This is a genomic window from Streptomyces vilmorinianum (genome assembly GCF_005517195.1).
In the GTDB taxonomy this organism is placed as follows: Bacteria; Actinomycetota; Actinomycetes; order Streptomycetales; family Streptomycetaceae; genus Streptomyces; species Streptomyces vilmorinianum.
Genome location: NZ_CP040244.1, coordinates 2,713,961 through 2,737,228 on the forward strand (window position 1 = coordinate 2,713,961; position 23,268 = coordinate 2,737,228).

Consider the following 23,268-nt stretch of genomic DNA (forward strand, 5'->3'; position numbering starts at 1 on the left):
CCGCGCGATGCGGCGGTGTTCGAACAGCTGCCGCACAACGTAGAGGCGGATCGTCCGGAAGCCTCGCGGCTGTTTTGGGGATCGATGACTGAGTATGGCCGGGGCTCTGGCTCCGAACCGTGGCATCCCGCGGACCCGTTGTACGGGGACCAGGGATGGGGAGGCCAGCAGCAGTACCCGCAGCAGGCGCAGCAGTACGGTCAGCAGGACCCGTACGGCCAGGACGTCTACGGTCAGGGCGGTCAGGGGTACGACCCGCAGTACCAGCAGCCGTATCCGCAGAATCCGCAACAGCCTCAGCACCCTCAGCACCCCCAGCAGTACGGCGGGCAGCAGGGGCACCCCGGGCAGGGCTACGACACGCCCGGGTACCCCGCACAGCAGTACGACGCGAGCTGGGAGACGGGCCAGGCGGCCATGCCGTACGGCACGACTCCCGCGGATCCGTACGGTGGCCAGAACCCGGACCTCTACGGCACCCCCGAGGCGTACCCGCCGCCGCAGCCCCCGGGCCGGCGGCAGGCCCCGCGTGTGCCCGAGCCCGCGACCGACTGGGACGCGGAGGCACCGGAGGAGGAGAAGCACCCCTTCTTCACCGGTGAGGACGACGACCGGGACGACGAGTACGACGACGACCCGGCGGAGAGCCGCTCGCGCACGGGCGGCCGCGAGCGCCGGGGCAAGGGCAAAGGCAAGAAGAAGAGCAAGAACGGCTGCGCCTGTCTGGTCGTCGCCCTCGTCCTCGCGGGCGGTGTCGGCGGCGTCGGCTACTTCGGCTACCAGTTCTGGCAGGGCCAGTTCGGCGCCGCGCCGGACTACGCGGGCGAAGGCAGCGGCTCGGTGCAGGTCGAGATCCCCAGGGGAGCTCTCGGCTACGACATCGGCAACATCCTGAAGAAGGCCGGCGTCGTCAAGAGCGTCGATGCCTTCGTCTCCGCACAGCAGAAGAACCCCAAGGGCACGCTGATCCAGGCCGGCGTCTACACGCTGAAGAAGGAGATGTCGGCGGAGAGCGCTGTCGCGCTGATGCTCAACCCGGCGAGCCAGGCGAACTTCGTGATCCCCGAGGGCAAACGAAACGTCTGGGTCTACGAGGAGATCGACAAGAAGCTCGAACTCAAGGCCGGTACGACGCAGGGCATCGCGAAGGCGAAGGCGAACGATCTCGGCCTACCGGACTGGGCGAAGAACCACGCCGACGTGAAGGACCCGCTGGAGGGCTTCCTCTTCCCGGCGAGCTACCCGGTGGCCAGGGGTCAGAAGCCCGAGGACGTGCTGCGCAAGATGGTTTCGCGTGCGAACCAGGAGTACGGGAAGCTCGAACTGGAGTCGAAGGCGAAGGAGCTCGGGCTCAGCGGACCGTGGGAGCTGGTCACCGTCGCGAGCCTCGTGCAGGTCGAAGGCAAGTACAAGCACGACTTCGACAAGGTCTCGCGCGTCGTCTACAACCGGCTCAAGCCGAACAACCTGGAGACCGTGGGTCGCCTGGAGTTCGACTCGACGATCAACTACATCAAGGGCCAGAGCACGCTCGACGTCGGCACGGTCGAGGATCTGCGGAAGATCAAGGATCCGTACAACACCTACGACATCAAGGGCCTCATCCCCGGTCCGATCAGCAACCCGGGCGCCGAGGCGCTCAAGTCGGCGATGAACCCGACGCCCGGACCCTGGTACTACTTCGTGTCGATCAACGAGAACAAGACCGTCTTCTCCGTCACCAACGAAGAGCACAACAAGAACGTGGCGGAGTACGAGAAGCAGCGGGAGAGTTCGGGCCAGTGAGTACGCACCACCGGGCGGCCGTCCTCGGCTCGCCCATCGCCCACTCGCTCTCCCCGGTCCTGCACCGGGCGGCCTACGCCGCGCTCGGCCTGGAGGGCTGGTCGTACGACCGCTTCGAGGTGGACGAGGCCGGGCTGCCCGGCTTCGTCGCCGGGCTCGACGACTCCTGGGCCGGTCTGTCGCTGACCATGCCGCTGAAGCGGGCGATCATCCCGCTGCTCGACGAGATCAGCGACACGGCCGCCTCGGTGGAGGCCGTGAACACCGTCGTCCTCACCGAGGACGGCCGCCGCGTCGGCGACAACACGGACATCCCCGGCATGGTCGCGGCCCTGCGTGAACGAGGCGTCGAGAAGGTGGAGTCCGCCGCCGTCCTCGGCGCCGGCGCCACCGCCTCCTCCGCGCTCGCCGCGCTCGCGCGGATCTGCTCCGGCCCCGTCACCGCGTACGTACGGAGCGAGGCCCGGGCCGAGGAGATGCGCGGCTGGGGCGAGCGGCTCGGGGTGGACGTCCGTACCGCGGACTGGGGGAGCGCGGCCGAGGCGTTCGCGTCCCCGCTCGTGATCGCGACCACCCCCGCCGGCACGACGGACGACCTGGCCCCGGCCGTCCCCGTTGCCCCCGGCACCCTCTTCGACGTCCTCTACCACCCCTGGCCGACCCGACTCGCCGCGGCCTGGTCCGACCACGGAGGTACGGTCCTCGGCGGCCTGGACCTCCTCGTCCACCAGGCCGTGCTCCAGGTCGAACAGATGACGGGCCGCGCCCCGGCGCCGCTCGCGGCGATGCGGGCGGCGGGAGAGCGGGCCCTGGCCTCCCGGTAGGCTCCCGACCGGCGAGAATCGGTCACTACCTGCCCGACCGGGTGAAGTGGACGTTCCTCGTCCTCGCGGCCTCCTCGCTCAGGCGCCGTCACGCGGCCCGGCGGAGGGCTGGAAAGCGCTCCTTCCGGTGAGACGGGCGTCCGATAGCTGGACCAGGGGCCGGTCGTGCTCCCCGGACGTGGGAGGATCGGGTACGGCGGGCCAGGGCCGCGCACCCGGTCGCGCCGCAGCAGTTCCAGGCGCGAGCATGAGGAGCATCGTTGAGCAGGTTGCGTTGGCTGACCGCTGGGGAATCCCACGGACCCGCGCTGGTCGCGACGCTGGAGGGCCTTCCCGCCGGCGTCCCGGTCACCACTGAGCTGGTGGCGGACCACCTCGCGCGGCGGCGCCTCGGCTATGGGCGTGGCGCCCGGATGAAGTTCGAGCAGGACGAGGTCACCTTCCTGGGTGGTGTCCGGCACGGACTCTCCCTCGGCTCCCCGATCGCCGTGATGGTCGGCAACACCGAGTGGCCCAAGTGGGAGAAGGTCATGTCGGCCGACCCGGTCGACCCCGCCGAGCTCAAGGAGACGGGCCGCAACGCGCCCCTGACCCGGCCCCGCCCCGGCCACGCCGACCTCGCCGGCATGCAGAAGTACGGCTTCGACGAGGCCCGGCCGATCCTGGAGCGCGCCTCCGCACGCGAGACCGCCGCCCGCGTCGCCCTCGGTGCCGTCGCCCGGTCCTTCCTCAAGGAGGCCGCGGGCATCGAGATCGTCTCGCACGTGATCGAGCTCGCCGCCGCCAAGGCCCCCTACGGCGTCTACCCGACCCCCGCCGACGTCGAGAAGCTCGACGCCGACCCGGTCCGCTGCCTCGACGCCGACGCCTCGAAGGCGATGGTCGCCGAGATCGACCAGGCCCACAAGGACGGCGACACCCTCGGTGGCGTCGTCGAGGTACTGGCGTACGGCGTGCCCGTCGGGCTCGGCTCGCACGTCCACTGGGACCGTCGCCTCGACGCCCGCCTCGCCGCCGCGCTCATGGGCATCCAGGCCATCAAGGGCGTCGAGGTCGGCGACGGCTTCGAGCTGGCCCGCGTGCCCGGCTCGCAGGCCCACGACGAGATCGTGAACACCGAGGACGGCATCAAGCGCACCTCCGGCCGCTCCGGCGGCACCGAGGGCGGCCTGACCACCGGTGAACTGCTCCGCGTCCGCGCCGCGATGAAGCCCATCGCCACCGTCCCGCGCGCGCTCGCCACCGTCGACGTCGCCACGGGCGAGGCCGCCCAGGCCCACCACCAGCGCTCCGACGTCTGCGCCGTCCCCGCCGCCGGCATCGTCGCCGAGGCCATGGTCGCGCTCGTCCTCGCGGACGCCGTCGTCGAGAAGTTCGGCGGCGACAGCGTCCCGGAGACCCGCCGCAACGTGCAGTCGTACCTCGACAACCTCCAGATCCGGTGACCGGACCCCGAGTCGTCCTGGTCGGGCCGATGGGCTCCGGCAAGTCCACGGTGGGCGCGCTCCTGGCCGAGCGCCTGGGCGCGCCCTACCGGGACACCGACGCCGACATCGTCGCCGCCCAGGGCCGTGAGATCGCGGACATCTTCATCGAGGACGGCGAGGAGCACTTCCGCGTCCTGGAACGGGAAGCCGTACGGACCGCGGTCGCCGAACACGAGGGCGTCCTCTCGCTCGGCGGCGGCGCGATCCTCGACGCCGGCACCCGCGAACTGCTCAGCGGGCTGCCCGTCGCCTATCTCTCGATGGATGTCGAGGAGGCCGTCCGCCGCGTCGGTCTCAACACCGCGCGACCGCTGCTCGCCGTCAACCCGCGCCGCCAGTGGCGCGAACTGATGGAGGCGCGCCGCCACCTCTACACCGAAGTCGCACGGGTCGTCGTCGCCACCGACGACCGCACCCCCGAAGAGGTCGCGGACGCGGTCCTCGACGCTCTGGAGCTGAAGAAGGACGTATGACGGACCAGGAAGTGACCCGAATCCAGGTCGGCGGTTCGGCGGGCACGGATCCGTACGAGGTGCTGGTCGGACGGCAGCTGCTCGGTGAGCTGCCCGCCCTGATCGGCGAGAAGGCCAAGCGGGTGGCGGTGATCCACCCGGAGGCGCTCGCCGAGACCGGCGAGGCCCTGCGCGCCGACCTCGCCGACCAGGGCTACGAGGCCGTCGCCATCCAGGTGCCGAACGCCGAGGAGGCCAAGACCGTCGAGGTCGCCGCGTACTGCTGGAAGGCGCTCGGCCAGACCGGCTTCACCCGTACCGACGTCATCGTCGGCGTGGGCGGCGGCGCGACCACCGACCTGGCCGGCTTCGTCGCCGCGACCTGGCTGCGGGGCGTGCGCTGGATCGCCGTACCGACGACGGTCCTCGCCATGGTCGACGCGGCCGTCGGCGGCAAGACCGGCATCAACACCGCCGAGGGCAAGAACCTCGTCGGCGCCTTCCACCCGCCCGCCGGCGTGCTCTGCGACCTGGCCGCGCTGGACTCGCTGCCGGTGCACGACTACGTCAGCGGTCTGGCGGAGATCATCAAGGCCGGCTTCATCGTCGACCCGGTGATCCTCGACCTCATCGAGGAGGACCCGCAGGCCGCCCGTACCCCGGCCGGCCCGCACACCGCCGAACTGCTCGTCCGCTCGATCAAGGTCAAGGCCGAGGTCGTCTCCGGCGACCTCAAGGAGTCGGGCCGTCGCGAGATCCTCAACTACGGTCACACCCTCGCCCACGCGATCGAGAAGAACGAGCGGTACAAGTGGCGCCACGGCGCGGCCGTCTCCGTCGGCATGGTCTTCGCCGCCGAGCTCGGCCGGCTGGCCGGGCGGCTCGACGACGCCACCGCCGACCGGCACCGCACGATCCTGGAGGCCGTCGGCCTTCCGCTCACCTACCGCGGCGACCAGTGGCCCAAGCTCCTGGAGACCATGAAGGTGGACAAGAAGTCCCGCGGCGACCTGCTGCGCTTCATCGTCCTCGACGGGCTCGGCAAGCCGACCGTCCTCGAAGGCCCCGACCCGGCGGTGCTCGTCGCGGCCTACGGCGAGGTGTCCGCGTGAGCGACCTCCGCCGCGTCCTCGTGCTCAACGGCCCCAACCTCGGCCGGCTCGGCTCCCGCGAGCCCGACATCTACGGCGCCACGTCGTACAAGGGCCTGGTGGAGTCCTGCCGGACGCTGGGCGAGGAGCTCGGCTTCGACGTGGAGGTCAGGGAGACCAACGACGAGGGCGAGATGATCCGCTGGCTGCACGAGGCGGCCGACGGTTCGATTCCCGTCGTTCTCAACCCGGGGGCGTTCACGCACTACTCGTACGGGATGCGCGACGCGGCCGCCCAGCGGACCGCGCCGCTGATCGAGGTGCACATCTCGAACCCGTACACCCGCGAGGAATTCCGGCACACCTCGGTCGTCGCCGCCGTGGCGACCGGGACCGTCGCCGGCTTCGGCATCGGCTCCTACCGACTCGCCCTGCGGGCGCTGGCCGAGGAACTGACCGGCTGACACCGGCCAGTGGGCACTCCGGACCGCCCCCGGCCGTTCCCCCTGTGGGAGCCGGGGGCGGTAACGTTCCCTGGAGTATCGGCCGTACGAGACGGAGTGGCACCGGATGCAGCACGCAGTGGGGGCGCCGATGCCACCGCCCGACAACGCGGGATGGGGGCAGGGCGGACACCAGGCACAGCACCCGCACCCCGTACCCCCGCCCCCGTCGGCCCCCCTTCCCGCCGCCCCGCACTCCGCGCCGCCCGCCCCCGGCTGGGTCGCCGGAGGCATACCCCCGCACCCCGGACAGCCCGCCCCGCCGCCGCGCGACACCACCGGGCACGTCCAGCTGCCGCCCATGGCCATGCCCGTACCGCCGCCCGCCGAGCCGGGCACCGGCACGGCGACCCTGGCGGTCCTGCTCATCGGCCCCGCGGGCGCCGGCAAGACGACCGTCGCCCGGCACTGGGCCAAGCGCCGCCGCGTGCCCACCGCGCACATCAGCCTCGACGACGTCCGTGAGTGGGTGTGTTCCGGCTTCGCCGACCCCCAGTCGGGATGGAACGAGCACTCCGAGGCCCAGTACCGCCTCGCCCGCCGGACCTGCGGCTTCGCGGCCCGCAACTTCCTCGCCAACGGAATCTCCTGCATCCTCGACGACGCCGTCTTCCCCGACCGCCCCGTCGTCGGCCTCGGCGGGTGGAAGCGGCACGTCGGCCCCGGACTGCTGCCGGTGGTCCTGCTGCCCGGCCTGGAGATCGTCCTGGAGCGGAACGCCGAGCGCAGCGGCAACCGCCGCCTCTCGGACGAGGAGGTCGCCTCCATACACGGCCGGATGGCCGGCTGGTACGGCTCAGGGCTGCCGATCATCGACAACTCCACGTACGACGTCGAGACCACCGCCCGTGTCCTCGACGAGGTCCTGGCCCGATCCCTGGCGAGCCCGCCCTCCTGGTGATGGCGCGAAACGGCCGCCGGTGGCCCGGTCGGCCGCGCTGAGCAGGCCACGGCGGCCCAGCCCTCGTAGGCTCGGAACATGTCAGAGGTGTATGCGGACCGCCGTGTGCGGCTGCGCGACCGGTGCGCGGCAGCGGGCAGCCCGGCGGCCCTGGTCTCCCGCCCCGCCAACGTCCGCTATCTCGCGGGTGGTTCGCCCCCCGGCGCCGTACTCCTGCTCGGCCCGACGGAGGACGTCCTGCTCTGCCCCACCGCGCCCGGAGGTGATCCGGCCCACGGGCGGCTCGACGAGCTGCTCCGGCAGACCGTGCTGCCCGCGGCGGGTGGTGATCCGGCCGTGGCGGCCGTCGACTTCGCCCGCAAGGCCGGAGCGGACGCCCTCGCCGTGGAGGAGCACCATCTGACCGTGGCCCGCCACCGGGCGATGGGCTCCGTCGCACCGCAGCTCCAGCTCGCCGATCTCGGCGGAGCCGTCGAACAGCTGAGGATCGTCAAGGACGAGGACGAGATCGCCTGTCTGCGGATCGCCGCCGAGATCGCCGACCAGGCGCTGGGGGAGCTCCTCGAATCCATCCTGGTCGGCCGGACCGAACGGCACCTCGCCCTGGAGCTGGAGCGGCGGCTCGTCGACCACGGCGCGGACGGCGCGGCGTTCCCGACCTCCGTGGCCACCGGCCCGAACTCGGGCCGCGGCGGCCACCGGCCCTCCGATCGGCGGGTCGAGGAGGGAGATTTCCTCTCCGTCTGCCTCGGCGCCAACTATCGCGGCTACCGCTGCGAGATCGGCCGTACCTTCGTCATCGGTACGACCCCTGCGGACTGGCAGATCGAGCTGTACGACCTCGTCTTCGCCGCTCAGCGGGCCGGCCGGGAGTCGCTCGCACCCGGCGCCGAGTACCGCGACGTGGACCGCGCGGCACGCCACATCCTGGACGCGGCAGGGCACGGAGAGGCCGTTCCGCCGCTCACCGGGCACGGCGTGGGCCTGGAAATAGACGAGGACCCGCAGCTCGCACCCTCGGCCATGGGTAAACTGGACGCTTGTGTGCCGGTCACCGTCGAACCGGGGGTCCACCTCCCGGGCCGGGGCGGGGTCCGGATCGATGACACGCTCGTCGTGCGCCAGGAGGCGGACGGCGGACCCGAGCTACTCACCATTACGACCAAGGAGCTGCTCGCGCTGTGAGGCGCGTACGCCTCCCTGGTCCCACGTCAGTCCAGGAGATTCCGCAACCGTGGCTTCCACGAACGACCTCAAGAACGGCATGGTGCTCAAGCTCGAAGGCGGCCAGCTCTGGTCCGTCGTCGAGTTCCAGCACGTCAAGCCCGGCAAGGGCCCGGCCTTCGTGCGCACCAAGCTCAAGAACGTGCTGTCCGGCAAGGTCGTCGACAAGACCTTCAACGCCGGCGTGAAGGTCGACACCGCCACCATCGACCGCCGCGACATGCAGTTCTCCTACATGGACGGCGACTACTTCGTCTTCATGGACATGGAGACCTACGACCAGCTGCACGTCGACCGCAAGGCCGTCGGCAACGCCGCCAACTTCCTGATCGAGGGCTTCACCGCCTCCGTCGCGCAGCACGAGGGCGAGGTGCTCTACGTCGAGCTCCCGGCCGCCGTCACGCTGACGATCCAGCACACCGACCCGGGTGTCCAGGGCGACCGCTCCACCGGTGGCACCAAGCCCGCCACGCTGGAGACCGGCCACGAGATCCAGGTCCCGCTCTTCATCACCACCGGTGAGAAGATCAAGGTCGACACGCGCACCAGCGACTACCTCGGTCGGGTGAACGACTAACCGTGGCTGCTCGGAGCAAGGCCCGTAAGCGCGCCTTCCAGATCCTCTTCGAGGCCGACCAGCGCGGCGCGTCCGTGCAGGAGGTCCTCGCGGACTGGGTTCGGCACGCACGGTCCGACGACCGTCAGCCGCCGGTCAACGAGTTCACGATGCAGCTGGTGGAGGGGTACGCGGACTACGCGAACCGCATCGACGAGCTCATCGCCACCTACGCGGTGGACTGGGACCTCGACCGGATGCCGGTCGCCGACCGGAACATCGTGCGCCTCGGCGCGTACGAACTGATCTGGCTGGACGAGACGCCCGACGCCGTGGCGATCGACGAGGCGGTGCAGCTCGCCAAGGAGTTCTCCACGGACGAGTCCCCGACGTTCGTCAACGGCCTCCTGGCCCGCTTCAAGGACCTGAAGCCGCGCCTTCGCCGGGACGCCTGAGCGGCGCTCTCCCGGCAGTCGAAGGGGCTCGCAGCACCACACAGTGCTGCGAGCCCCTTCGCCGTTCCCAGGCCCCCTGGAGCGCCTGGGAACCGGGACGCACAAGAAACCGCCGGGGTGGCGGAGGGCTCACAGGCCTTCCGCCACCCCGGCGGCAACGTTTCTGCTGAATCCTTCGCGGAGGCGGTCAGCTCTCCTCGTGGGCGACCGCGCGGCGCGCGTCCGCGTCCAGAACGCCCCAGCTGATCAGCTGCTCGGTCAGCACCGAAGGCGACTGGTCGTAGATGACGGCGAGCGTGCGCAGGTCGTCCTGGCGGATCGACAGCACCTTGCCGTTGTAGTCGCCGCGCTGCGACTGGATCGTCGCCGCGTAGCGCTGCAGCGGGCCGGCCTTCTCCTGCGGGACGTGGGCGAGGCGCTCCAGGTCGAGAACGAGCTTCGGCGGCGGCTCGGCGGCTCCGCCCGGGGTCGTGCCCGGCAGGAGCTCCTGCACCGGCACGCCGTAGAAGTCCGCCAGCTCGGCGAGGCGCTGCACCGTCACGGCGCGGTCACCACGCTCGTACGAGCCGACCACGACGGCCTTCCAGCGGCCCTGGGACTTCTCTTCCACACCGTGGAGGGAAAGGCCCTGCTGGGTGCGGATGGCACGGAGCTTGGCCCCGAGCTGCTTTGCGTATTCGCTGGACATATAGCTCCCCGGACGCTGGACGCTGTAGACAACGTGCGGCTCCGCCGCCTGGCTGGTAACTCACTGTGAGGTTACGCAGCGTTACTCTTCCCCGTCAAGCCGAATGGTCCATACCGCCCCCTCCCGGGGGACGGCGCCCGGAGTGGCGACAGGGTGGTGAGCTGGGGAGTCGCCCGCCCCTGGTAGAGTCGAGGGCGCAATTCCGACGTCCTTTAAGGTCCGTCCCGTGAGGCGGAGAAGGAGGTCCGTTTCATATGGACGCACAGCAGCACACCGATGCGGCACGCCCTGTTCTCGAGGGCCCCGACATCGCGCGGGTACTGACCCGCATCGCCCACGAGATCGTCGAGCGCGCCAAGGGCGCCGACGACGTGGTCCTCCTCGGCATTCCCACGCGCGGCGTCTTCCTCGCCCGCCGGCTGGCCGACAAGCTCGCCGAGATCACCGGACGCACCATCCCGGTCGGCTCCCTCGACATCACCATGTACCGCGACGACCTGCGGATGAAGCCCGCCCGCGCCATCGGCCGCACCGAGATTCCCGGTGACGGGGTCGACGGCCGCCTGGTCGTCCTCGTCGACGACGTGCTCTTCTCCGGCCGCACCATCCGCGCCGCGCTCGACGCGCTCGGCGACATCGGCCGCCCCCGCGCCGTCCAGCTCGCGGTCCTCGTCGACCGCGGTCACCGCGAACTTCCGATCCGTGCCGACTACGTCGGCAAGAACCTCCCCACGTCGCTGCGGGAGACGGTCAAGGTCCAGCTCGCCGAAGAGGACGGTCGCGACACCGTCCTGCTCGGCAGCAAGCCCACCGCCTAGCCGACCGGCGGGGCCCGGACTTCCGACGGGTCCAGGGCACACCCCTGCGCGCCCGCATGCCCTCCCACCTCCCACCACGGAGCGAAAACCGATGATGCGTCACCTCATCTCGGCCGCCGACCTCACCCGCGACGACGCCGTCCTCATCCTCGACACCGCCGAGGAGATGGCCCGGGTGGCCGACCGGCCGATCAAGAAGCTGCCCACCCTGCGCGGCCGGACGATCTGCAACCTGTTCTTCGAGGACTCCACCCGCACCCGGATCTCCTTCGAGGCCGCCGAGAAGCGCCTCTCCGCCGACGTGATCAACTTCGCGGCCAAGGGCTCCAGCGTCTCCAAGGGCGAGTCCCTCAAGGACACCGCGCAGACCCTGGAGGCGATGGGCGTCGACGCCGTCGTCATCCGCCACAGCGCCTCCGGTGCCCCCTACCGGCTCGCCACCTCCGGCTGGATCGACGCCCCCGTCATCAACGCCGGCGACGGCACCCACCAGCACCCCACCCAGGCCCTGCTCGACGCCTTCACCATGCGCCGCCGCCTCGTCGGCCGCGACGCCGGCCTCGGCCAGGACCTCGCGGGCAAGCGCATCACCCTCGTCGGTGACGTCCTGCACAGCCGCGTCGCCCGCTCCAACGTCGACCTGCTCCACACCCTCGGCGCCGAGGTCACCCTGGTGGCCCCGCCGACCCTGGTCCCGGTCGGCGTCGAGACCTGGCCCTGCGCCGTCAGCTACGACCTCGACAGCGTGCTGCCGAAGTCCGACGCGGTGATGATGCTGCGTGTGCAGCGAGAGCGGATGAACGCGGCCTTCTTCCCGACCGAGCGCGAGTACTCGCGGCGGTACGGGCTCGACGGCGACCGGATGGCGAAGATGCCCGAGCACGCCATCGTCATGCACCCCGGACCGATGGTCCGCGGCATGGAGATCACCGCCGAGGTGGCCGACTCCGACCGCTGCACGGTCGTCGAGCAGGTCGCCAACGGCGTGTCGATCCGGATGGCCGTCCTCTACCTGCTGCTCGGCGGCAACGAATCCCAGACCACTCGTACCGAGGAGAAGTAAGACCATGAGCAAGATCCTTATCCGCGGTGCGAAGGTACTGGGCGGCGAGGCGCAGGACGTCCTGATCGACGGCGAGACCATCGCCGAGGTGGGGACCGACCTCTCCGCCGAGGGCGCGACGGTGATCGAGGCCGAGGGGCGGATCCTCCTCCCCGGCCTGGTCGACCTCCACACCCACCTGCGCGAGCCGGGCCGCGAGGACTCCGAGACCGTCCTCACCGGCACCCGGGCCGCCGCCTCCGGCGGCTACACCGCCGTCTTCGCCATGGCCAACACCTTCCCCGTCGCCGACACCGCCGGCGTCGTCGAGCAGGTCTACCGGCTCGGCAAGGAGTCCGGCTACTGCGACGTGCAGCCCATCGGCGCCGTCACCGTCGGCCTGGAGGGCAAGAAGCTCGCCGAGCTCGGCGCCATGCACGACTCCGCCGCCGGCGTCACCGTCTTCTCCGACGACGGCAAGTGCGTCGACGACGCCGTGATCATGCGCCGCGCCCTGGAGTACGTGAAGGCCTTCGGCGGCGTCGTCGCCCAGCACGCCCAGGAGCCCCGCCTCACCGAGGGCGCCCAGATGAACGAGGGCGTCGTCTCCGCCGAGCTCGGCCTCGGCGGCTGGCCCGCCGTCGCCGAGGAGTCGATCATCGCGCGCGACGTCCTCCTCGCCGAGCACGTCGGCTCCCGCGTCCACATCTGCCACCTCTCCACGGCCGGCTCGGTCGAGATCGTCCGCTGGGCCAAGTCCCGCGGCATCGACGTCACCGCCGAGGTCACCCCGCACCACCTGCTCCTCACCGACGAGCTGGTACGGAGCTACAACCCGGTCTACAAGGTCAACCCGCCGCTGCGCACCGAGCGTGACGTCATGGCGCTGCGCGAGGCCCTCGCCGACGGCACCATCGACATCGTCGCCACCGACCACGCCCCGCACCCGCACGAGGACAAGGACTGCGAGTGGGCCGCGGCCGCCATGGGCATGGTCGGCCTGGAGACCGCGCTCTCCGTCGTCCAGGAGACGATGGTCGAGACCGGACTGCTCGACTGGGCCGGCGTCGCCGACCGCATGTCCGTCAAGCCCGCGCAGATCGGGCAGGCCAAGGGCCACGGACGCCCCGTCTCGGCAGGTGAGCCCGCGAACCTGACCCTGGTCGATCCGGCATACCGTGGAGCCGTGGACCCCGCGGGCTTCGCCTCCCGCAGCCGCAACACCCCCTACGAGGGCCGCGAGCTGCCGGGACGCGTCACCCACACCTTCCTGCGGGGCCGGGCAACGGTCGTGGACGGGAAGCTGGCGTGACACCTGCACTCATCAATCTGGCCGCCGAGCAGAAGTCGGCCGAGGTCACCGACTGGGCCGGACGGCTCGGCTGGGTCGCCGGACTCCTGCTCTTCATCGCCTTCGTCTACTGGCTGATGCGCCAGGGATGGAAGTGGCGCGGCAGCCTCCAGTCGGACCTCCCCGAGCTGCCCACCGCGCCGGACCCGCGCGGCGAGGCGAAACTGACTCTGAGCGGGCGCTACCACGGCTCGACCACGGCCGGGCAGTGGCTCGACCGGATCGTCGCCCACGGTCTGGGCACCCGCAGCCGCGTCGAGCTCACCCTCACGGACGCGGGGATCGAGGTCGTACGCCCCGGCGCCACCGACTTCTTCATCCCGGCCGCGGCCCTGCGCGAAGCCCGGCTCGACAAGGGCATCGCCGGGAAGGTCCTCGCCGAGGGCGGGCTGCTGATCGTCACCTGGGCACACGGCGAGAAGCTCCTCGACTCCGGCTTCCGGTCCGACCGGGCGGCCGAGCACGCCACCTGGGTCGAGACCCTGAACAGCATGATCAAGACGACGGAAGGCACCGCACGATGACGACCTCCACCAGGGGAACTGGCAAGGTTCCCGCCGTACTCGTCCTGGAGGACGGCCGCATCTTCCGCGGCCGCGCCTACGGGGCCGTGGGGGAGACCTTCGGCGAGGCCGTGTTCTCCACCGGCATGACCGGCTACCAGGAGACCCTCACCGACCCGTCGTACCACCGCCAGGTCGTCGTGATGACCGCCCCGCACGTCGGCAACACCGGCGTCAACGACGAGGACCCCGAGTCCTCGCGGATCTGGGTCTCCGGCTACGTCGTCCGCGACCCCGCCCGCGTCTCCTCCAACTGGCGCGCCCAGCGCTCCCTGGACGAGGAGCTGCGCCACCAGGGCGTCGTCGGCATCTCCGGCATCGACACCCGCGCCCTCACCCGCCACCTGCGCGAGAGCGGCGCCATGCGCGTCGGCATCTTCTCCGGCAGCGCGCTCCCCGACGAGGGCGTGATGCTCGCCGAGGTCCGCCAGCAGCCCGAGATGAAGGGCGCGAACCTCTCCGCCGAGGTCGCCACCAAGGAGACCTACGTCGTCCCCGCGATCGGCGAGAAGAAGTTCACCGTCGCCGCCGTCGACCTCGGCATCAAGGGCATGACCCCGCACCGCATGGCCGAGCGCGGCATCGAGGTCCACGTGCTGCCCGCCACCGCCACCGCCGAGGACGTCTACGCCGTCAACCCCGACGGCGTGTTCTTCTCCAACGGCCCGGGCGACCCGGCCACCGCCGACGGCCCCGTCGCCGTCATGCAGGCCGTCCTGGAGCGCGGGACGCCGCTCTTCGGCATCTGCTTCGGCAACCAGATCCTCGGCCGCGCGCTCGGCTTCGGCACCTACAAGCTGAAGTACGGCCACCGCGGCATCAACCAGCCGGTGCAGGACCGCACCACCGGCAAGGTCGAGGTCACCGCGCACAACCACGGCTTCGCCGTCGACGCGCCCCTCGACAAGGTCTCCGAGACCCCCTACGGGCGTGCCGAGGTCTCGCACGTCTGCCTGAACGACAACGTCGTGGAAGGCCTGCAGCTGCTCGACCAGCCGGCCTTCTCCGTCCAGTACCACCCCGAGGCGGCCGCGGGCCCGCACGACGCCGCGTACCTCTTCGACCGCTTCGTATCCCTGATGGAGGCCGAGCGTGCCTAAGCGCACCGATATCCAGTCCGTCCTGGTCATCGGCTCCGGCCCGATCGTCATCGGCCAGGCCGCGGAGTTCGACTACTCCGGCACCCAGGCCTGCCGCGTCCTCAAGGCCGAGGGCCTGCGGGTGATCCTGGTCAACTCCAACCCGGCCACGATCATGACCGACCCGGAGATCGCCGACGCCACCTACGTCGAGCCGATCACCCCCGAGTTCGTCGAGAAGATCATCGCCAAGGAGCGCCCCGACGCCCTCCTGCCCACCCTCGGCGGCCAGACCGCGCTCAACACCGCGATCTCCATGCACGAGCAGGGCGTCCTGGAGAAGTACGGCGTCGAGCTCATCGGCGCCAACGTCGAGGCCATCCACAAGGGCGAGGACCGCGACCTCTTCAAGGGCGTCGTCGAGGCCGTCAAGGCCAAGATCGGGTACGGCGAGTCCGCCCGGTCCGTGATCTGCCACTCCATGGACGACGTTCTCCAGGGCGTCGAGACGCTCGGCGGCTACCCCGTCGTCGTCCGCCCCTCCTTCACCATGGGCGGCGCCGGCTCCGGCTTCGCCCACGACGAGGAGGAGCTGCGCCGCATCGCCGGCCAGGGCCTGACCCTGTCTCCCACCACCGAGGTGCTCCTGGAGGAGTCCATCCTCGGCTGGAAGGAGTACGAGCTGGAGCTGATGCGCGACAAGCACGACAACGTCGTGGTCGTCTGCTCCATCGAGAACTTCGACCCGATGGGCGTCCACACCGGTGACTCGATCACCGTCGCCCCGGCGATGACCCTCACCGACCGCGAGTACCAGCGGCTGCGGGACATCGGCATCGCGATCATCCGCGAGGTCGGCGTCGACACCGGCGGCTGCAACATCCAGTTCGCGGTCAACCCGGACGACGGCCGGATCATCGTCATCGAGATGAACCCGCGTGTCTCCCGGTCCTCGGCGCTCGCCTCCAAGGCCACCGGCTTCCCCATCGCCAAGATCGCGGCCCGGCTCGCCGTCGGCTACACGCTGGACGAGATCCCGAACGACATCACGGAGAAGACCCCGGCGTCCTTCGAGCCCACGCTCGACTACGTCGTGGTCAAGGCGCCCCGCTTCGCCTTCGAGAAGTTCCCCTCCGCCGACTCCACGCTGACCACGACCATGAAGTCGGTCGGCGAGGCCATGGCGATCGGCCGCAACTTCACCGAGGCGCTGCAGAAGGCCCTGCGCTCCCTGGAGAAGAAGGGCTCGCAGTTCACCTTCGTCGGCGAGCCCGGCGACAAGGACGAGCTGCTGCGCGAGTCCGTCCGCCCGACCGACGGCCGCATCAACACCGTCATGCAGGCCATCCGCGCCGGTGCCACCCCGCGGGAGGTCTTCGACGCCACGAAGATCGACCCGTGGTTCGTCGACCAGCTCTTCCTGATCAAGGAGATCGCGGACGAGCTCGCCGCCGCCGAGAAGCTCGACCCCGAGCTGCTCGCCGAGGCCAAGCGCCACGGCTTCTCCGACGCCCAGATCGCCGAGATCCGGGGCCTGCGCGAGGACGTCGTCCGCGAGGTCCGGCACGCGCTCGGCGTCCGCCCGGTCTACAAGACGGTCGACACCTGCGCCGCCGAGTTCGCCGCCAAGACCCCGTACTTCTACTCCTCGTACGACGAGGAGAGCGAGGTCGCCCCGCGCGAGAAGCCCGCGGTGATCATCCTGGGCTCCGGCCCGAACCGCATCGGCCAGGGCATCGAGTTCGACTACTCCTGCGTCCACGCCTCCTTCGCGCTCAGCGACGCCGGCTACGAGACCGTGATGGTCAACTGCAACCCGGAGACCGTCTCGACGGACTACGACACCTCCGACCGCCTGTACTTCGAGCCGCTGACGCTCGAGGACGTGCTGGAGATCGTCCACGCCGAGACGCTGGCCGGCCCCGTCGCCGGTGTCGTCGTCCAGCTCGGCGGCCAGACCCCGCTGGGCCTGTCGCAGGCGCTCAAGGACAACGGCGTGCCGGTCGTCGGCACCTCCCCGGAGGCCATCCACGCCGCCGAGGACCGCGGCGCCTTCGGCCAGGTCCTCGCCGAGGCCGGGCTCCCGGCCCCCAAGCACGGCACCGCGACCACCTTCGCCGGCGCCAAGGCCATCGCCGACGAGATCGGCTACCCCGTCCTCGTACGCCCGTCGTACGTGCTCGGCGGCCGCGGCATGGAGATCGTGTACGACGAGGCCCGCCTGGAGTCGTACATCGCCGAGTCCACCGAGATCAGCCCCACCCGGCCGGTCCTGGTCGACCGCTTCCTCGACGACGCCATCGAGATCGACGTCGACGCCCTCTACGACGGCACCGAGCTCTACCTCGGCGGCGTCATGGAGCACATCGAGGAGGCCGGCATCCACTCCGGCGACTCGGCCTGCGCCCTGCCCCCGATCACGCTGGGCGGCTTCGACATCAAGCGCCTGCGCGCCTCCACCGAGGCGATCGCCAAGGGCGTCGGCGTCCGCGGCCTGATCAACATCCAGTTCGCGATGGCCGGCGACATCCTCTACGTCCTGGAGGCGAACCCGCGCGCCTCCCGGACCGTCCCCTTCACCTCGAAGGCGACCGCCGTGCCGCTCGCGAAGGCCGCCGCCCGCATCTCGCTCGGCGCGACCATCGCCGAACTGCGCGAGGAGGGCCTGCTGCCGAAGACCGGCGACGGCGGCACCCTGCCGCTCGACGCGCCGATCTCCGTCAAGGAGGCCGTGATGCCGTGGACGCGGTTCCGCGACATCCACGGCCGCGGCGTGGACACCGTCCTCGGCCCGGAGATGCGCTCCACCGGCGAGGTCATGGGCATCGACTCCGTCTTCGGCACGGCGTACGCCAAGTCGCAGGCCGGCGCCTACGGCCCGCTGCCCACCAAGGGACGCGCGTTCATCTCCGTCGCCAACCGCGACAAGCGCTCGATGATCTTCCCGGCGCGTGAGCTGGTCGCCCACGGCTTCGAGCTGATGGCCACCTCCGGCACGGCCGAGGTGCTCAAGCGCAACGGCATCAACGCCACGGTCGTGCGCAAGCAGTCCGAGGGCGAGGGCCCGAACGGCGAGAAGACGATCGTCCAGCTGATCCACGACGGCCAGGTCGACCTCATCGTCAACACCCCGTACGGCACCGGCGGCCGCCTCGACGGCTACGACATCCGTACGGCGGCGGTGGCCCGCTCCGTCCCGTGCCTCACCACGGTCCAGGCGCTCGCCGCGGCCGTCCAGGGCATCGACGCGCTCAACCACGGCGATGTCGGCGTCCGCTCGCTCCAGGAACACGCGGAACACCTGACCGCGGCCCGCGACTAGCAACCCAAGAGGGGGACACCGGAAACGGTGTCCCCCTCTTGGTGAGGACACCCCACATGTACAAGTTCTTCTTCAACCTCGTCTTCAAGCGGATGGACCCGGAGCAGGCCCACCACCTGGCCTTCCGCTGGATCCGCCTGGCCGCCCGCGTCCCGGTCCTGCGCACCCTCGTCGCCGCCGTCCTCGCGCCCCGCCACAAGGAGCTGCGCACCGAGGCCCTCGGCCTGCGGATGCACGGCCCCTTCGGTCTCGCGGCCGGCTTCGACAAGAACGCCGTCGCCATCGACGGCATGTCGATGCTCGGCTTCGACCACATCGAGATCGGCACGGTCACCGGCGAGGCCCAGCCCGGCAACCCCAAGAAGCGCCTCTTCCGGCTGGTCCCGGACCGCGCCCTGATCAACCGCATGGGCTTCAACAACGAGGGCTCCGCCGCCGTCGCCGAGCGCCTCCACGCGCGCGTGCCGGTCTTCAGGACCGTCGTCGGCGTCAACATCGGCAAGACGAAGGTCGTCCCCGAGGCCGAGGCGGCCGCCGACTACGTGAAGTCCACCGAGCGCCTCGCCCGGTACGCCGACTACCTGGTCGTCAACGTCTCCTCCCCGAACACCCCCGGCCTGCGCAACCTCCAGGCCACCGAGTCGCTGCGCCCGCTGCTCACGGCGGTACGGGAGGCGGCCGACCGCACCGTCACCGACCGCCGGGTCCCCCTCCTGGTCAAGATCGCCCCCGATCTGGCGGACGAGGACGTCGACGCGGTAGCCGACCTCGCCCTGGAGCTGGGACTCGACGGCATCATCGCGACCAACACCACCATCGCCCGCGAGGGCCTCGGCCTGACGTCCGACCCCGCGCTGATCAAGGAGACGGGCGGGCTGTCCGGCGCGCCGGTCAAGGAGCGCTCCCTGGCCGTGCTCAGGCGCCTGTACGCGCGCGTGGGGGACCGGCTGGTCCTCGTCGGTGTCGGCGGCATCGAGAACGCCGAGGACGCCTGGCAGCGCATCCTGGCCGGCGCCACCCTGATCCAGGGCTACAGCGCCTTCATCTACGAGGGTCCGTTCTACGCCCGCGCGATCCACAAGGGCCTCGCGGCACGCCTCGCCGCCTCCCCGTACGCCACCCTCGCCGAGGCCGTCGGCGCCGACTCCCGAAAGGCCGCCCAGTGACCCTCTCCTTCGGTACCCGTCTGCGCTCCGCCATGGACGAGCGCGGTCCGCTCTGCGTCGGCATCGACCCGCACGCCGCCCTGCTCGACGCCTGGGGGCTGAACGACGACATCGCGGGCCTGGAGCGCTTCACGTTCACGGTCGTCGAGGCGCTCGCCGACACCGTCGCCGTCTTCAAGCCGCAGTCCGCGTTCTTCGAGCGCTTCGGCTCGCGCGGCATCGCCGTCCTGGAGCGCGCCGTGGCCGATCTGCGGGCCGCGGGCGGTCTGGTGGTCATGGACGCCAAGCGCGGCGACATCGGCTCCACCATGGCCGCCTACGCCGAGACCTTCCTCCGGAAGGACTCCCCGCTCTTCTCCGACGCCCTGACGGTCTCGCCGTACCTCGGCTACGGCTCGCTGAAGCCGGCCGTCGACCTGGCGAGGGAGTCGGGCGCCGGTCTCTTCGTCCTGGCCCTCACCTCCAACCCCGAGGGCGCCGAGGTCCAGCGGGCCGTCCGCGAGGACGGCCGGACGATCGGCGCGACCATGCTGGCCCACCTGGCCGAGGAGAACGCGGGGGAGACCCCCATGGGCTCCTTCGGCGCGGTCGTCGGCGCGACGCTCGGCGACCTGTCCTCCTTCGACCTGGACATCAACGGCCCGCTCCTGGCCCCCGGCCTCGGCGCCCAGGGCGCGACCCCGGCCGACCTCCCGGCGGTCTTCGGCGCGGCGGTCCGCAACGTCGTCCCGAACGTCAGCCGGGGTGTCCTGAAGCACGGTCCGGACGCCGCCGCCCTGCGAGCCTCCGCGGAGCGCTACGCGACGGAAATCCGCGAGGCCGTCGCCGTCTGACCGCCCGCCCGGCCAATCCGCAGGTCGGAGCCGTCTCACTCCTTGGCAAGAACTCGGCCGAAAACCCGGTCTATATGCCCGAAAAGTCCTGGTCGGTCGATGCTGACCAGGACTTTTCGCTTGTTCTCGCTGACTGGAGAGGCATTGGCCGCTAGTCTCCGGGGCAGAGTCAGCGTTCAGCGGTCACTCACGTTGATCGTTGCTCCACTGGTGTGGGGCGACTAGGTTCCCCACCGGTCCGTATCCGACAGTTCGACATCCGAGGTGACGTAGGCGTGGCTCTTCCGCCCCTTACCCCTGAACAGCGCGCAGCCGCGCTCGAAAAGGCCGCCGCGGCTCGCCGGGAGCGGGCCGAGGTCAAGAATCGACTCAAGCACTCCGGCGCCTCCCTCCACGAGGTCATCAAGCAGGGCCAGGAGAACGACGTCATCGGCAAGATGAAGGTCTCCGCGCTGCTCGAGTCCCTGCCCGGCGTGGGCAAGGTCCGCGCCAAGCAGATCATGGAGCGACTCGGCATCTCCGAGAGCCGGCGTGTGCGCGGGCTCGGTTCCAACCAGATCGCCTCCCTGGAGCGCGAGTTCGGCAGCACCGGCGCCTGAGACGGGACTGCCGTCCCAGGCACCCCCGTAAAGCTGGAATAATCGCTGCATGGCAGCAGAGGTACGTCCGCGGCTGACCGTGCTCTCCGGCCCCTCAGGGGTCGGCAAGAGCACGGTCGTCGCTCATATGCGCAAGGTCCACCCCGAGGTCTGGCTCTCGGTGTCGGCCACGACACGAAAGCCGCGCCCCGGCGAGAAGCACGGCGTCCAGTACTTCTTCGTCACGGACGACGAATTCGACAAGCTGGTCGCCAACGGGGAACTCCTCGAATGGGCCGAGTTCGCGGGCAACCGCTACGGCACGCCGCGTCGCGCGGTCCTCGACCGCCTGGAGGCGGGCGAGCCCGTGCTCCTGGAGATCGACCTCCAGGGCGCCCGGCAGGTCAAGGAGTCCATGACGGACTCGCAGCTGGTCTTCCTGGCCCCGCCGAGCTGGGACGAGCTGGTCCGCCGGCTCACCGGCCGCGGCACCGAGTCGCCCGAGGTCATCGAGCGCCGGCTGGAGGCCGCCAAGATCGAACTGGCCGCCGAGACGGAGTTCGACACCACCCTGGTCAACACCTCCGTCGAGGACGTGGCGCGTGAGCTGCTAGCCTTGATGAACGTTGTTTGATCTTTTTCTGATCGCCTGGATCTGATCACCCGGATCAGCTCACCCAGAAGTTTCTTCGGAAGGCAAGAGAGTGTCCTCTTCCATCACCGCGCCCGAGGGCATCATCAACCCCCCGATCGACGAGCTGCTCGAGGCCACCGACTCGAAGTACAGCCTCGTGATCTACGCGGCCAAGCGCGCTCGCCAGATCAACGCGTACTACTCGCAGCTCGGCGAGGGCCTGCTCGAGTATGTCGGTCCGCTCGTCGACACCCACGTCCACGAGAAGCCGCTCTCGATCGCCCTGCGCGAGATCAACGCGGGTCTGCTGACCTCCGAGGCCATCGAGGGCCCGGCGCAGTAAGCACGTAACGTTTCTCACCACAGGCCCGGCGGAACATCCGCCGGGCCTGTGGTGTCTCATGGAGTCGTTGGGGTCTCCCCAGGCCCCCTGGGCCTAGGGGACGTATCCGAGTGCGCGTCCGAGTGCGGGGAGTGGCAGTGGTGACCAAGCCGAAGGTCGTTCTGGGGGTCAGCGGCGGCATCGCCGCCTACAAGGCCTGTGAGCTGCTCCGGCGGCTGACCGAGTCGGGCCACGACGTACGCGTCGTGCCGACCGACTCCGCCCTGAACTTCGTCGGCGCGGCCACCTGGTCCGCCCTCTCCGGCCACCCCGTCTCCACCGAGGTGTGGGAGTCCGTCCACGAGGTCCCGCACGTACGGATCGGGCAGGCTGCCGACCTCGTCGTCGTGGCCCCGGCCACCGCCGACATGCTCGCCAAGGCCGCCCACGGACTCGCCGACGACCTGCTGACGAACACGCTGCTCACCGCCCGCTGTCCGGTCGTCTTCGCCCCCGCGATGCACACCGAGATGTGGGAGCACCCCGCCACCCAGGAGAACGTCGCCACGCTGCGCCGGCGCGGCGCGGTCGTCATCGAGCCCGCCGTCGGCCGCCTGACCGGCGTCGACACCGGCAAGGGACGGCTGCCCGAGGCGGCCGAGATCTTCGAGGTCTGCCGGCTCGTCCTGAATCGGCACAGTCTGGCCCGCGGCACCGCCGCCCCCGACCTCGCCGGCCGCCATGTCGTGGTCAGCGCGGGCGGCACCCGGGAGCCCCTCGACCCGGTCCGCTACCTGGGCAACCGCTCCTCCGGCAAGCAGGGCTACGCCCTGGCCAAGGCCGCCGCCGCCCGCGGCGCACGGGTCACCCTCGTCGAGGCCAACACCGGCATCCCCGACCCGGCAGGCGTCGACGTGGTCCACGTCGGCACCGCCGTCCAACTGCGCGAGGCCGTCCTCAAGGCGGCGGCCGACGCCGACGCCGTGGTCATGGCCGCGGCCGTGGCCGACTTCCGCCCCGCCGCGTACGCCCCGGGCAAGATCAAGAAGCGCGACGACGTCGAGGCGCCGACCGTCGAGCTCGTCCGCAACCCCGACATCCTCGCCGAGATCTCCGCCAAGCGCGCCCTGCCGGGACAGGTGATCGTCGGCTTCGCCGCCGAGACCGACGACGTCCTCGCCAACGGCCGCGAGAAGCTGCGCCGCAAGGGCTGCGACCTGCTCGTCGTCAACGAGGTGGGCGAGCGCAAGACCTTCGGCTCCGAGGAGAACGAGGCCGTGGTGCTCGCGGCGGACGGCGCCGACACGCCCGTACCGTACGGGCCGAAGGAAGCCCTCGCGGAGACGGTCTGGGACCTCGTCGCACCGCGCCTGCGGTCCATGCCCGCGGAGAATTCCGAGAAATCTCGCGCGCGGCCGGATTTCACCGGTCCGGCCGAGTGAAATCCCGTGAATCCGGTCCCATCGGGCGACCGGAACGGGTGTTCGTGAGACGGGAGAGGCCGGATTCGACGAGCGTCCGGCTCCCACCTTGCGAGACACCTGGCCCAATGCCCGACCACGCCCGATAGACTGTTCTTGGTACGACGCGGGGC

Annotated in this window: 23 protein-coding genes; 22 read left to right on the forward strand and 1 reads right to left on the reverse strand. The window is 70.7% G+C overall.

The window, feature by feature from the left end:
* Window positions 1-84: 84 nt before the first annotated feature.
* From mltG to nusB, 10 genes are all read left to right on the forward strand, one after another.
* The gene (mltG, locus tag FDM97_RS12735) at window positions 85-1,785 is read left to right on the forward strand and encodes an endolytic transglycosylase MltG (RefSeq protein ID WP_137990525.1); all 1,701 of its coding nucleotides are present in this window, start codon (window positions 85-87) and stop codon (window positions 1,783-1,785) included.
* Window positions 1,782-2,609 carry a shikimate dehydrogenase gene (locus FDM97_RS12740; protein WP_137990526.1) on the forward strand — a complete coding sequence of 276 codons (828 nt, stop codon included), beginning with the start codon at window positions 1,782-1,784 and terminating at the stop codon, window positions 2,607-2,609. The genes mltG and FDM97_RS12740 overlap by 4 nt, the downstream gene beginning before the upstream one ends.
* Window positions 2,610-2,869: 260 nt before the next feature.
* Window positions 2,870-4,054, forward strand: a complete 1,185-nt coding sequence (gene aroC / locus FDM97_RS12745; RefSeq protein WP_137990527.1) for a chorismate synthase — start codon at window positions 2,870-2,872, stop codon at window positions 4,052-4,054.
* 29 nt (window positions 4,055-4,083) lie between these two features.
* Window positions 4,084-4,569 carry a shikimate kinase gene (locus FDM97_RS12750; RefSeq protein ID WP_137994788.1) on the forward strand — a complete coding sequence of 162 codons (486 nt, stop codon included), beginning with the start codon at window positions 4,084-4,086 and terminating at the stop codon, window positions 4,567-4,569.
* The gene (gene aroB, locus FDM97_RS12755) at window positions 4,566-5,660 is read left to right on the forward strand and encodes a 3-dehydroquinate synthase (RefSeq protein WP_137990528.1); all 1,095 of its coding nucleotides are present in this window, start codon (window positions 4,566-4,568) and stop codon (window positions 5,658-5,660) included. The genes FDM97_RS12750 and aroB overlap by 4 nt, the downstream gene beginning before the upstream one ends.
* On the forward strand, window positions 5,657-6,103 hold the full coding sequence (gene aroQ, locus FDM97_RS12760; protein WP_137990529.1) for a type II 3-dehydroquinate dehydratase: 447 nt from the start codon (window positions 5,657-5,659) through the stop codon (window positions 6,101-6,103). The genes aroB and aroQ overlap by 4 nt, the downstream gene beginning before the upstream one ends.
* Window positions 6,104-6,209: 106 nt before the next feature.
* Window positions 6,210-7,043, forward strand: coding sequence for an AAA family ATPase (locus FDM97_RS12765; RefSeq protein ID WP_137990530.1), 834 nt, complete (start codon window positions 6,210-6,212; stop codon window positions 7,041-7,043).
* A gap of 78 nt (window positions 7,044-7,121) precedes the next feature.
* Window positions 7,122-8,228: an aminopeptidase P family protein gene (locus FDM97_RS12770; RefSeq protein ID WP_137990531.1), complete on the forward strand. Its 1,107-nt coding sequence runs from the start codon at window positions 7,122-7,124 to the stop codon at window positions 8,226-8,228.
* A gap of 49 nt (window positions 8,229-8,277) precedes the next feature.
* Complete coding sequence (gene efp / locus FDM97_RS12775) at window positions 8,278-8,844, forward strand: elongation factor P (protein WP_137990532.1); 567 nt, start codon at window positions 8,278-8,280, stop codon at window positions 8,842-8,844.
* A 2-nt stretch (window positions 8,845-8,846) separates the two neighbouring features.
* Window positions 8,847-9,278: a transcription antitermination factor NusB gene (nusB, locus tag FDM97_RS12780; protein WP_137990533.1), complete on the forward strand. Its 432-nt coding sequence runs from the start codon at window positions 8,847-8,849 to the stop codon at window positions 9,276-9,278.
* Window positions 9,279-9,465: 187 nt separating this feature from the next.
* Here the strand turns inward: nusB and bldD are convergent, their stop codons facing one another.
* Window positions 9,466-9,966 carry a transcriptional regulator BldD gene (bldD, locus tag FDM97_RS12785; protein WP_005319862.1) on the reverse strand — a complete coding sequence of 167 codons (501 nt, stop codon included), beginning with the start codon at window positions 9,964-9,966 and terminating at the stop codon, window positions 9,466-9,468.
* A gap of 254 nt (window positions 9,967-10,220) precedes the next feature.
* Between bldD and pyrR the strand changes: the two genes are divergently transcribed.
* The 12 genes from pyrR (at window position 10,221) to coaBC (ending at window position 23,116) form a co-directional block, all read left to right on the forward strand.
* Complete coding sequence (gene pyrR, locus FDM97_RS12790; RefSeq protein WP_137990534.1) at window positions 10,221-10,784, forward strand: bifunctional pyr operon transcriptional regulator/uracil phosphoribosyltransferase PyrR; 564 nt, start codon at window positions 10,221-10,223, stop codon at window positions 10,782-10,784.
* A 91-nt stretch (window positions 10,785-10,875) separates the two neighbouring features.
* Window positions 10,876-11,847 (forward strand): aspartate carbamoyltransferase catalytic subunit, encoded by a 972-nt coding sequence (locus FDM97_RS12795; protein WP_137990535.1) that lies wholly within the window; start codon window positions 10,876-10,878, stop codon window positions 11,845-11,847.
* 4 nt (window positions 11,848-11,851) lie between these two features.
* Window positions 11,852-13,138 carry a dihydroorotase gene (locus tag FDM97_RS12800; protein WP_137990536.1) on the forward strand — a complete coding sequence of 429 codons (1,287 nt, stop codon included), beginning with the start codon at window positions 11,852-11,854 and terminating at the stop codon, window positions 13,136-13,138.
* Complete coding sequence (locus FDM97_RS12805; protein WP_137990537.1) at window positions 13,135-13,701, forward strand: PH-like domain-containing protein; 567 nt, start codon at window positions 13,135-13,137, stop codon at window positions 13,699-13,701. Before FDM97_RS12800 ends, FDM97_RS12805 begins: the two co-directional genes overlap by 4 nt.
* The gene (carA, locus tag FDM97_RS12810) at window positions 13,698-14,840 is read left to right on the forward strand and encodes a glutamine-hydrolyzing carbamoyl-phosphate synthase small subunit (protein WP_137990538.1); all 1,143 of its coding nucleotides are present in this window, start codon (window positions 13,698-13,700) and stop codon (window positions 14,838-14,840) included. Before FDM97_RS12805 ends, carA begins: the two co-directional genes overlap by 4 nt.
* Entirely contained in the window at window positions 14,833-18,141 is a 3,309-nt protein-coding gene (gene carB, locus FDM97_RS12815; RefSeq protein ID WP_137990539.1) for a carbamoyl-phosphate synthase large subunit, read from the forward strand. Before carA ends, carB begins: the two co-directional genes overlap by 8 nt.
* Before the next feature lie 56 nt (window positions 18,142-18,197).
* Entirely contained in the window at window positions 18,198-19,307 is a 1,110-nt protein-coding gene (locus FDM97_RS12820) for a quinone-dependent dihydroorotate dehydrogenase (RefSeq protein WP_137990540.1), read from the forward strand.
* On the forward strand, window positions 19,304-20,140 hold the full coding sequence (gene pyrF / locus FDM97_RS12825) for an orotidine-5'-phosphate decarboxylase (RefSeq protein WP_137990541.1): 837 nt from the start codon (window positions 19,304-19,306) through the stop codon (window positions 20,138-20,140). The genes FDM97_RS12820 and pyrF overlap by 4 nt, the downstream gene beginning before the upstream one ends.
* A 275-nt stretch (window positions 20,141-20,415) precedes the next feature.
* A complete protein-coding gene (locus FDM97_RS12830) occupies window positions 20,416-20,739 on the forward strand; it encodes an integration host factor (RefSeq protein WP_026246651.1) in 324 nt (107 codons plus the stop codon).
* A 49-nt stretch (window positions 20,740-20,788) separates the two neighbouring features.
* Complete coding sequence (gene gmk, locus FDM97_RS12835; protein WP_137990542.1) at window positions 20,789-21,352, forward strand: guanylate kinase; 564 nt, start codon at window positions 20,789-20,791, stop codon at window positions 21,350-21,352.
* 70 nt (window positions 21,353-21,422) lie between these two features.
* On the forward strand, window positions 21,423-21,695 hold the full coding sequence (gene rpoZ / locus FDM97_RS12840; protein ID WP_005319902.1) for a DNA-directed RNA polymerase subunit omega: 273 nt from the start codon (window positions 21,423-21,425) through the stop codon (window positions 21,693-21,695).
* A gap of 140 nt (window positions 21,696-21,835) precedes the next feature.
* Entirely contained in the window at window positions 21,836-23,116 is a 1,281-nt protein-coding gene (coaBC, locus tag FDM97_RS12845; protein ID WP_137990543.1) for a bifunctional phosphopantothenoylcysteine decarboxylase/phosphopantothenate--cysteine ligase CoaBC, read from the forward strand.
* Window positions 23,117-23,268 lie beyond the last annotated feature (152 nt).